This window comes from Vicinamibacteria bacterium, from assembly GCA_035620555.1.
Lineage (GTDB): Bacteria > Acidobacteriota > Vicinamibacteria > Marinacidobacterales > SMYC01 > DASPGQ01.
This window is the reverse complement of record DASPGQ010000289.1, coordinates 1-9,905: the sequence shown is the minus strand read 5'-3', so window position 1 is coordinate 9,905 and position 9,905 is coordinate 1. Positions and strand designations below refer to the sequence as shown.

The window sequence follows — 9,905 nt, the reverse complement described above, 5'->3', positions numbered from 1 at the left end:
CTCCCGCGTGCTTACTTCGTCGTGGCCTCGACGGTGCCAAGCGAGGCTCAGACGCTCGAAGGCCTCGGTTGTTGGAGCGTTCACGACGGCGTTCAAGTGACGAGCGACGAAACCGGCCGAGGTGCATCGGGGTTTTTCCGCAAGGACGCCGCGCGGATCGCTACTTATGCACCCGAGCTCGTCGAGATCGAAACGCGGTCTCCGCGGGCTGGCTATGCGGTGCTCTTGGACACGCTTCGCCCCGGCTGGATCGCGCAGGTCGACGGACGGGAGACAGAGATTCTGAGAACGCAGCATGCGTTTCGAGCCGTCGCCGTTCCCGAGGGCGAGCACCTCGTCCGGTTTTCTTACCGTCCACGGTCTCTTCGGCTGGGCGGTCTCGTAAGCTTGGCATCCGTCCTGCTCGTTTCTGCCTGGGCCGGATGGACACGCTTCCGACGTGAGCGAGCGTAGGCTTTTCCCCCGACTCGACCCGACCCCCACGCGGCGACATGAAATGAAACCGCTGCGACTCAAGGTTTTAGCGGGACCGGTGTCTGGTCCGAAATTTGCTTTGGGTGTAGGAAATGCGTTGCGCCTTGCTGCCGGGGTGGTGCCTCGGCTCGCGTATCCGTGCTCGGACGAGCGCCTGCTCGCGGTCCACCTCGATCGGACCCGGAGAAGTAACGTTTCGGAGTGAAACGCGAGCGCAATCGATAAGAGACTAGATATCGGGAACCCGCATCAATGTCGTCCAGGAGTTCAGCCAAAGAAGAGGGTACGAGCCGCCCGATTCTCTGGATCGGAGGCCCGGGGCTTCCTGGCGGAGCGATAGGGAGAAAGCTCGTCGGAATCGGTCATCCGCTTCACTGGGAGCCAACGCTTCAGGCCGCCGCCCTATCGGTCTCTTCCCTCGAGCCGGTTCTCGTGATTCTCGAAGCGGAGAAGATCGACCGGAAGCACAAGCGCCTCCTCCAGGACATCCACCGGCTCAAGACTCGCATCGACCTGGTCGTTTTTCAGCTTCGCCGCAAACGAGGAGGCTCGACACCGACCGCGGTCGACGGAACCTTCGTTCGTGGACGTTCTCTCGTGGAGCAGGTGAGCTCGGTAATCGGGGCGATGAAGGGAAGCCACACGTTCAAGGCTTCCGGACTCCAGGCACGACAACAGCTCGAGAAGACTCTGAAGGAGCTCGAGCGACTACGCACCCTCGCGGTTCGCGACGATCTCACGAGCCTTTACAATTTGCGCTTCTTCAATCGTTCTCTGGAGACGGAGCACCAGAGGGCCTCGCGCTTCGGCCGTAGCTACGCTCTGATCTTCATGGACCTCGACGGGCTGAGAGAAGTCAACAGTCGCCGCGGGCATCTTGCCGGGGGACGCGTACTGCGTCACGTGGGCGATTTCCTCGCCAACAGAATTCGCCAGATTGACGTGCCCGCGAGGATCGGTGGCGACGAGTTCGTGATCATTTGTCCGGAGACGACGAAGAAGGCGGCAAGGCTCGCGGCCGAACGGCTGAGACAGGGCATCCAGCGCCTGACCGACGAGCGCGGGATGCCGCTGGGCATCACCGTCAGTGCCGGGATTGCAACCTATCCCGACGACGGTACGTCGCCCGAGGAGGTTCTCCAGCGCGCCGACCGTGCGCTCTACGAGGCCAAAGCACTCGGCAAGAACCGCGTCTGCTGCTGGGGTGAGTTCGAGCCGGGCGAGGACGAGGACAGCTTTCTCGGTTCGGTGCACGGTGTAGCCAAGCTCGTGTAAGCTGGGGCCTGCCATGGCCGAGATTACCCGACGTATCGGGCTGTCCCTCGGAGCGGATCTGTGCTGGCCGATCTGCTACGAAGAGATCCTCCGTAGATGGAATCCGCGCCTGCGGGTCGGCGCCGACGTCGTTCGCTTCGAGGTCGAGCGCGTCACGATCGAGCCCTTCGATCTGCGAGCTCCGTGCCGCTACGACCTGGTGCTCGACCGCCTGACCCACTGGTACCATTTGAGCCGCGAGTGGATCAAGAAGGCCGTACTGATGGACGGTCTGTACGTCCTGAACAATCCCTGGTCGATTCAGTCCATGGAGAAGCAGACCACCTACGCGGCGATGATGCATCTCGGTCTGCCAGTGCCCGACACCTGGATGATTCCTCCCAAGGAGTACGACCCCTTGCCGGACTTGCGGCCCACCCTCGAGCGCTACGCGAAACTCTTCGATTTGGGCGAGGTCGGCCGCAACATCGGGTACCCGCATTTCATGAAGCCCTACGACGGGGGCGCCTGGGTCGCCGTAAGTCGCATCGATGACGAGCAGGCGTTGCGCGACGCTTACGAAAACAGCGGAAAGCGCGTCATGCACCTCCAGAAGGCGGTGAGAAATTTCGATCTCTTCGTCCGGGCGCTCGGCGTCGGCCCCCAGGTGCGCTTCATCCGTTATGATCCCCAGGCTCCTCTCCACGAGCGCTACCTGCTCGACCGGGACTTCCTGTCGCCCGAGGAGAAGGGCTGTCTCACCGACATGACGCTCTGCATCAACTCGTTCTTCGGTTGGGACTTCAACTCTTGCGAGGTTCTCCGCAAGGACGACACGTTCTATCCGATCGATTTCGCCAACGCCTGCCCCGACTCCCAGGTGACCTCACTCCACTATCACTTCGCCTGGCTCGTCAAGGCGATGCTTCGCTGGTCGCTCTTCTGCGCGGCCACGGCTCGCCCGATGAGGCGGAATCTCGACTGGGCTCCCTACTACCAGGCTCGCAGCCGGAAGCTTCCCTACCGGGAAAGTCTCCGGGCTTACGGCGAGATCGCAAAGGCCCGGTTCGATGAGGAGCGGTTCGAAGAATTCTGCTCCAAGCATTTCACCGCTCTGGACGACGTCGCCTGGGAGTTCTTCGGAAGCGAACGGGCGAAGGAGGCGGTTCGGGCGAAGGTCGAAGCCATCTTCCCCGAGCACGAGCACGAACGATTCACCGAGCACTTCTGGGAGCGAATCCAGATGTGGCGCCGGGACGAGGAGAAGAACCAGCCCGCCTAATTAGCAGGCTGATGAAAAAGTACAGCCCAGCCTGCCGAGCGGTGGCCATGACTTCTGCCGCGAGATCGGCGCGCAGCGCCGCTCGGGCCGAGCCGTGGCGGCTGGACAATCGCGGGTCCCGCCACGGCATTGAGCACTTTAGTGCTGCTTTTCATCGGTCGTTTCTCTCACCGTCGGGTACTGGATGCCGAGCTGCTCGAGGTAAGTATCGTATTTCGTCTCGTCGTAGTAGTAGGCACGCATCGCCTCACGAAACGAGTCCATGCGCTCCTTGTTCAGGTGGATCGCCGGGGGATCGTTCTCGGTGATGAAGGGGGTGTACTGGTGGTCCTTGGTCTGCTCGTTCTTGAAGTAGTCCCAGGCCTGGTCGACGAGCTCCGGAGCGAGGAACAGATCGAGAGCGGTCATGGCCACGACCTTCGCTCCCGCCGTCGCTCCCTTGTGGGCGATGGGGGTCGCCATGGCGACGGCATTCGCCCAGTGATGACCGGGGCCACCGGGGATGTTCGAGGGGAAGCGAAGCGTGACCGTCGGCAGATTCCAGGAAATGTCCCCGATGTCGTCCGAGCCGCCGCCCATGTTGGGCCCCTCGGGAGGGCCGCCGAGCTCGCCGAGCTCGGTCTTCAATCCTTCCTCCTCGACGCCGAGCTCCTTCTGAAGCCCCCGGGCGAGCTTGTGGTCGGCTTCGCTCCACTCGGGAAGCCCGACCTTCTCGATGTTCTTCCACATCGTCTCGGCGACGACCTTGTTGAAGTGCCGCGGGTAGGCATGGCCGAGGATGCGCCAGCTCACTTCGGTGTCGGTCATATCCGCCGCCGCCTGGGCGGCCTTGTTCCCCATCTCGAAGAGGCCCTTCATGTGCTCGTGATCCAGCTCGCGGAAGTAGTACCAGACCGAGGCAACCGAAGGTACCACGTTCGGCTGATCCCCCCCATTGGTGATGACATAGTGGATTCTCTGGGGGAGTCGAAGGTGCTCACGGCGATAGTTGATGGCCGTGTTCATGAGCTCCACGGCGTCGAGAGCGCTGCGGCCACGCCAGGGTGCTCCGGCGGAATGAGCCGACTCTCCCAGAAACGTGTACTCCACGGAAATGAGCCCGTTTCCGCTCCCCTGCCCCCAGCTCACCGTGAGGTCGTTGGATACGTGAGTGAAGATGCATACGTCGACGCCGTCGAAGAAACCGTCTCGTACGAACCAAGCCTTGGTCGCCACGAGCTCCTCGGCCACGCCGGGCCACAGCTTGAGCGTTCCCGGTATCTTCTCGCGCTCCATGATGCGCTTGACCACGATCGCGGCGGTCACGTTGACGGCCTGTCCGGAATTGTGGCCCTCGCCGTGCCCCGGAGCGCCCTCCACGAGCGGATCGTGATAGGCCACACCGGGCTTCTGCGACGCTTTGGGAATTCCGTCGATGTCGCTTCCCAAGGCGATGACGGGCCTTCCCGAGCCCGAGGTGGCCATCCACGCGGTGGGGATGCCGGAGATTCCCTCTTCGACCTCGAAGCCGTTCTCTCGCAGCATGGCAACGATGTATTTCGACGTCTCGACCTCCTGGAATCCGAGCTCGCCGAAGCTGAAGATTTTGTCGACCATGACCTGGGTGAGTTTCGACATCTCGCCCACCTGCGCTTGCGCCGCTTCCTTGAGACGATCGTGAGATGTGTCGCTCTGGCCAAAGACGGGAACCGCGGCGAGCGCCGCGACGATCCAAATGAGAGCCTGTCGCATGGTCGGGACCTCCTGCACTGGTTTCAAGGGCGTTTATTCTACGTCAAGACGTTCAGAAGCCGCTCGAAGACCGCGGGGCATCGAGAGAGCCTGCGTACCGCGACCCGCCGCAGTCGCGGTCGAGTCGCCATCGACAGGATGAGCTCGGTCATCAAACGATACCGTCTGCTCAATCTCCAGTATTCTTTCTCGTAGGCGTGCAAGCTCCCCCGTCGAAGGGAAGCGACGAGGGCGTCGGCGGATCGAAGCCCGAGGGCAACCCCCTCCCCGGTGAGAGCGTCGACGTATCCCGCCGCGTCACCGACCAGGGCAAGTCGTCCCCTCGTGACCCGGTTGGCGTATTGTCGCAACGGACCCGCCCCTCGCAGACGCGATACCGGCTCCGCGTCTTGCAGGACGCTCGCCAACCGCGGGAACGGGTCGAGCCAGGCGTCGCGTTCCGGCGGATGGCCGTGCCAGAGGACCGCGATCCCGATCTCGTTCTCCGCGACGGGCGTCACGTATGCCTCGGCGCCGTCGCTCCAGTGCACTTCGACGAACGAAGACCAGGGCTCGACTCGAAAATGTCGGCGGAACCCATAGCGCGCCATCCGGGGCTGCTTGTTCGCCGATGCGAGGCCGAAGGTTCGTCGAAGCGGACTCGACAGGCCGTCCGCGGCGACGAGCCATTGCGCCCGCACCGCCTCGCCCGCTGTTTCGATCACCACTCCGTCCGAAGCGTCGGTCGCACCAACGACCGGGGTTCGATCTCGTACGTCGACACCTACCTGACGCGCCCTGGCGAGGAGCGCCCTCGACAGCTCCGATCGACGCACCCCGAGACCTCGACCGCCCCGAAATCGCGCCTCGGCGACATGCTCACCGTCGAAATAACGAATTCCATCGAACGGTCGACTCCTCTGGACGCAGACACGCATCTTCTCGAGGAGCTCGACGCCGCCAGGCATGATTCCCTCGCCGCACGCCTTGTCGGCGGGAAGCCAGCGGCGTTCGAAGAGGGTGACCGAGAGTCCGGAGGAGGCCGCGAAAATGGCGGCAGCCAAGCCCGCCGGGCCTCCACCGACGACGACGACGTCAATCACCTAATTCGGGGATCGTCCAGCCAAATCCACGCTCAAACAATGAGCCGTCTTACAGTCGACGAGTCAGTGGTCGTTACAAGAGTCTCGGCAGCGAGAGCTCGTCGTCGACGACGAGTCGGTTGACGAGAGATCTCGTCTCATCGTCAGATCCGTGGCAGGGCCTTACTTCGCAGAGTCTAGCGCAAACGGAGAAAAAGGACGGTCCCTCCGGGGAATCCGTCTTGCGGTTTTTGTTCCGGAGGGTACCGTCCCTTTCTGTCGCCCCTCTGCAGGGTCAGACCTTCGCGCTTTTCCGAAATCGGAAGTGAAGGTTGTGCCGGGGGCGCTTGGCGTCGCTGTCCTAGTTGTTGCCCCCGGCACTTTCACTGGCTCGAGTCGAAACGGCGCGGGTGCCGGCACGCCGCCCCTCCCTGTCACCCGTGAACCTTGTCTCTTCGTCTTTGTGGCCGCATCCCCCCAGCTCCGGCCTCGGTTCGCTCCGGAATCGCTGTCGTTCCAGAGCGGAACAACTGTCTCAGTTCGGAAGACTTCCGAGCTGATGAATCTCGTATACTGCAAGCGCTATGCCATGTTGCTCGATTACCTTTTTCGTACTAGCATCGAGCAAGAGATGACATCCCTGGCCAAGACAGCGACAACCCTCTCGATCGTCATTCTTCTTTTCACGTCCTGCTCGAGCAACAGTAGCCCAACCCTTCCCGATGCGGACTTCTTCGTTCAGGCGGGCCAGCCGTTCCTGCTACGGGTGGGGGACACGGCCGGGGTGGTCGTTCCCACGGCCATCGTGCTCGTCCGCTTCAACGGAGTGTTCGAAGACAGCCGCTGCCCCGTGGACGTGACCTGCGTTCAGGCGGGACACGCGCTGGTCTCGCTGTCGGTGCAGACGACCCTCACGCTTCAGGAGATCCAGATCGAGGTCCCGCCGCAGGGTGGTGCCCAGCAGGTCGTCGAGGAGATTACTCTCGACGTCATCGAGGTGCGCCCGCCGGCTCAGGAAGGTGTCACGATCGAGTTCCTCGACTATCAGGTCGCGATGTCGGTGCTCAGTACCGGCAATCCACTTCCTACGTCCTGATCCCCGATCGCGTCGAGCGGATCGAGCCAAGAACCCGACGGTTCCCGAGTCCAGCAGCCCGTCCTGGAGAAGCATTGAGGAGGGAGCTCGACATCCAGAATCGCCTTCACGAGCTCGATAGGTCGGAGCGACGCCTGGCCGCTCGTCTCCGAAACACGTAGAGCAAGAACCATGGCCTCCTCTTCGACGTCGAGAAGCGCCGCGTTGCCCCCGGCAGGCGTCAAGCGGGCTTCGAGAACGACCGTTTTCGCGTCCACCGTGCGCTCCTTGCCTTTCCTCCTCACGCTTACCGGGACGCTCTCCGAGGAGTCGAAACGGGCGAGGCGAGCCTCGTAGTCGGACGAATCCGGCAGGACGACGACGTAGTCGAGTGCCTGGATTCGCTTGGTGAGAGCCGGCTCGTCGGGGGCAAGCCGTCTGAGGCCGAGAAGCTCGAGGCCCGGCTCGCTCGCGGATCGAATCTCAGCGGCGACGAGCTCCGCATCTCTCGCGTCCACGAGAGCGAAGTCGACGTATTCCGCCTCCGATTGCATTCCCAGCGCCAATGCGGGGCCGAAGGTCATCAGAGGTCGGGGCGAGAACCCTTCCGTGTGATAGAGAGAGAGACTCGCCCGTCTCAGAACACGTCCCAGCACACGGATCATGTCGAGATGACCGCGGAGGCTCATGGGATTCGTCTTGCGATAACGCATGCGATAGCGAACCGGAGCCCCCTGGGCGAAGTCGTGCGGCGCCAGGCCGCGGGCGACCCGCTCGTGGGCGTGAGCTCGCTCGGTCGATGTCTCCCGCGAGCTCGGTGCCGGCTTCGTCCTGGCGCCCATCTTGTCGAGAAAGACCAGACGCTCTTTGCGCATGGCGCCCAGGTCGCAAGCGACTCCGCAGTGATAGCAGACGAGCTTCCGCTCGTCTCGAAGCGCGTCCTCGAGATTCGTGTGGTGAACCTTTGCTTCGTAGGGCTTTCCGCAGGGCGGCGAGAAACGACCTTTGAGCGAGCGACGGTACTCCTTCTCCAGGAAGCCATCGGCCAGCCCCACGTCGACGTGGTCCCAGGGAAGCCTTCCATCTACGGGAAGGGTTCCGAGGTAGCGCTCGCGCGACAGCCGCTCCTCAGCCTCCCACTCCGACAAGGCGCGTGACCACACGTCCCAGGCGAGGTGCTCGTCCCACCCGTCGAAACGCGCGCCGAGCCGCCACGCCCTCTCGATGAGGCCAGCGACACGAGCGTCGCCTCTCGCAATGATGCCCTCGAGATGGCTGACCCGGTGATCGTGCAGGCGGAGTTTGAGCCCCCGTGCCTTGGACTCGCGACGCAGCATCGCCTGCTTGCGCTCGATCTCGCGCATGGAATCCTGCGCGCACCATTGAAAGGGAGTGTGCGGCTTGGGGACGTGGCTCGAGACCGACACCGTCACCTGAATCTTCCGTCGGTTGTACCGGCGCCCGATGTCGCGCGCTTGGCTCCCCATCTCCGCGATGCCCAGAACGTCTTCGTCGAGCTCGGTGGGCAGGCCAATCATGAAGTAGAGCTTGACCTTGCTCCAGCCGCGAGAGAACACCCGGTGGCAGGTGGTAAAGATGTCCTCTTCGGTGATGTTCTTGTTGACGACGTCGCGCATGCGCTGGGTCCCGGCTTCGGGGGCGAACGTGAGTCCGGTCGCTTTCACCGAGGAGATGTCGTCGAGCAGAGCCTCGTCGAGCCCATAGGCGCGGAGGCTGGAGATCCCAAGCGCGACTTTCCTGGGTCGGAGTCGCTTCATCACCTGCTTCACCAGCGGAGAGATACAAGAATAATCCGCGGTCGAGAGCGAAGTCAGGGCCGCCTCGTCGTATCCGCCTTTCTCGAGTGCGGAAACGAGAGTATCCACCACCTGCTCGGGATCGCGTTCGCGTACCGGTCGATAAATCATTCCCGCCTGACAGAAACGGCAGCCCTCGGTGCATCCGCGGGCAATCTCGACGGACATCCGATCGAAAATCGCCTCCGCCACCGGCACCGGCGAGTCGTCGGGGTAGGGATAGCGGTTGATGTCCTCGACAAAGGCCCGCTCGACTCGTTTCGGCAAGTCTTCTCGTTTCGGTCCGGATACGCACAACAGGCTCGATCGGGGACATTCTTCGCGCTCGTAGAGATCGGGGCAATAAACGCCGCCCTCTCGCGACAGCTCCGCCAGGATGTCCTCCCGCTCGAGCTTGCCGCGCCGCAGCTCGGCGTAGTGCCGCATGAGACGGGGAAGCCTTCGTTCGGCATCCCCGATGAGGAACAAGTCGATGAAACGCGACATGGGCTCGGGCTGGGTCGCGACCGGTCCTCCGGCAATGACGAGCGGATGCTCGAGCGTTCGGTCGGCGTTGCGCAAGGGGATCCCCCCGAGCTCCAGCATCGTGAGGACGTTCGTGAAGGTGAGCTCGTATTGAAGGGAGAACCCGACGATGTCGAAAGCGGATAGCGGCCGGTGGGTCTCCAGGCTGACGAGCGGCAGCCCGCGACGACGGAGCTGTTCTTCCAAGTCGAACCAGGGACAGAACGCGCGCTCGAGACAGAGATCCGGCTCCTTGTTAATGACCGAATACAGAATCTTCGTTCCCTGGTGGCTCATCCCGATGTCGTAGACGTCGGGAAACGCGAGGGCCAGAGTGGCGTCGAGGGAGCTCCAGTCCTTGACCACGGAAAAGCGCTCCCCCCCCATGTACCGGGCGGGCTTCGACACCTCGTGGATGAAAGAGGCGTAGGGATGTTCTCGAACGTTCATTGAGTCGGGTCCTGGGTAATCCTCTACTGTAGCGTCGCACGATGATTGTGCCAAATGCGACGATCCCGTTTGGCGCGGGCTAATAGACCTTCCGGTCGTGCCGATTATTCCAGTCATCGAGAAGCTCTCGGCAGGCATCCTTCATGAATCCGGGGACGATCTCGACCGGGCTCTTCGCCAGGCTTCGAAGCTTCTCGTTGGACAGGGACAGCTCGTTGAATCCCAGTTTTGCGACATCCTTGATGCTCGTTCCGAAA

7 protein-coding genes are annotated in these 9,905 nt (G+C 62.7%); 4 read left to right on the top strand and 3 right to left on the bottom strand.

The window, feature by feature from the left end; all coding sequences use genetic code 11:
- The 3 genes from VEK15_11860 to VEK15_11850 all read left to right on the top strand — a co-directional run.
- Nucleotides 1–453 (top strand): YfhO family protein (locus VEK15_11860; protein ID HXV61384.1); only part of this gene is annotated, 453 nt, incomplete at its 5' end.
- A gap of 273 nt (nt 454–726) precedes the next feature.
- Complete coding sequence (locus VEK15_11855) at nt 727–1,749, top strand: GGDEF domain-containing protein (GenBank protein HXV61383.1); 1,023 nt, start codon at nt 727–729, stop codon at nt 1,747–1,749.
- Nucleotides 1,750–1,762: 13 nt separating this feature from the next.
- Entirely contained in the window at nt 1,763–3,010 is a 1,248-nt protein-coding gene (locus tag VEK15_11850; protein HXV61382.1) for a hypothetical protein, read from the top strand.
- A 138-nt stretch (nt 3,011–3,148) separates the two neighbouring features.
- On the opposite strand, the gene VEK15_11845 is transcribed toward VEK15_11850, so the two are convergent.
- Both VEK15_11845 and VEK15_11840 read right to left on the bottom strand, forming a co-directional pair.
- On the bottom strand, nt 3,149–4,741 hold the full coding sequence (locus VEK15_11845) for an amidohydrolase (protein HXV61381.1): 1,593 nt from the start codon (nt 4,739–4,741) through the stop codon (nt 3,149–3,151).
- A 38-nt stretch (nt 4,742–4,779) separates the two neighbouring features.
- Nucleotides 4,780–5,823, bottom strand: coding sequence for an FAD-dependent oxidoreductase (locus VEK15_11840; protein HXV61380.1), 1,044 nt, complete (start codon nt 5,821–5,823; stop codon nt 4,780–4,782).
- A gap of 538 nt (nt 5,824–6,361) precedes the next feature.
- On the opposite strand from VEK15_11840, the gene VEK15_11835 reads away from it, so the two are divergent.
- The gene (locus tag VEK15_11835) at nt 6,362–6,898 is read left to right on the top strand and encodes a hypothetical protein (protein HXV61379.1); all 537 of its coding nucleotides are present in this window, start codon (nt 6,362–6,364) and stop codon (nt 6,896–6,898) included.
- Here the strand turns inward: VEK15_11835 and VEK15_11830 are convergent.
- Complete coding sequence (locus VEK15_11830) at nt 6,847–9,648, bottom strand: TIGR03960 family B12-binding radical SAM protein (GenBank protein HXV61378.1); 2,802 nt, start codon at nt 9,646–9,648, stop codon at nt 6,847–6,849. The genes VEK15_11835 and VEK15_11830 overlap by 52 nt on opposite strands.
- Between the last annotated feature and the right edge of the window lie 257 nt (nt 9,649–9,905).

What these genes read in the sequence shown, in the direction of transcription:
- VEK15_11855 (HXV61383.1), top strand. Translation starts at nt 727, where the DNA reads ATGTCGTCCAGGAGTTCAGCCAAAGAAGAGGGTACGAGCCGCCCGATT.
- VEK15_11850 (HXV61382.1), top strand. Translation starts at nt 1,763, where the DNA reads ATGGCCGAGATTACCCGACGTATCGGGCTGTCCCTCGGAGCGGATCTG.
- VEK15_11845 (HXV61381.1), bottom strand. Translation starts at nt 4,741, where the DNA reads ATGCGACAGGCTCTCATTTGGATCGTCGCGGCGCTCGCCGCGGTTCCC.
- VEK15_11835 (HXV61379.1), top strand. Translation starts at nt 6,362, where the DNA reads ATGAATCTCGTATACTGCAAGCGCTATGCCATGTTGCTCGATTACCTT.
- VEK15_11830 (HXV61378.1), bottom strand. Translation starts at nt 9,648, where the DNA reads ATGAACGTTCGAGAACATCCCTACGCCTCTTTCATCCACGAGGTGTCG.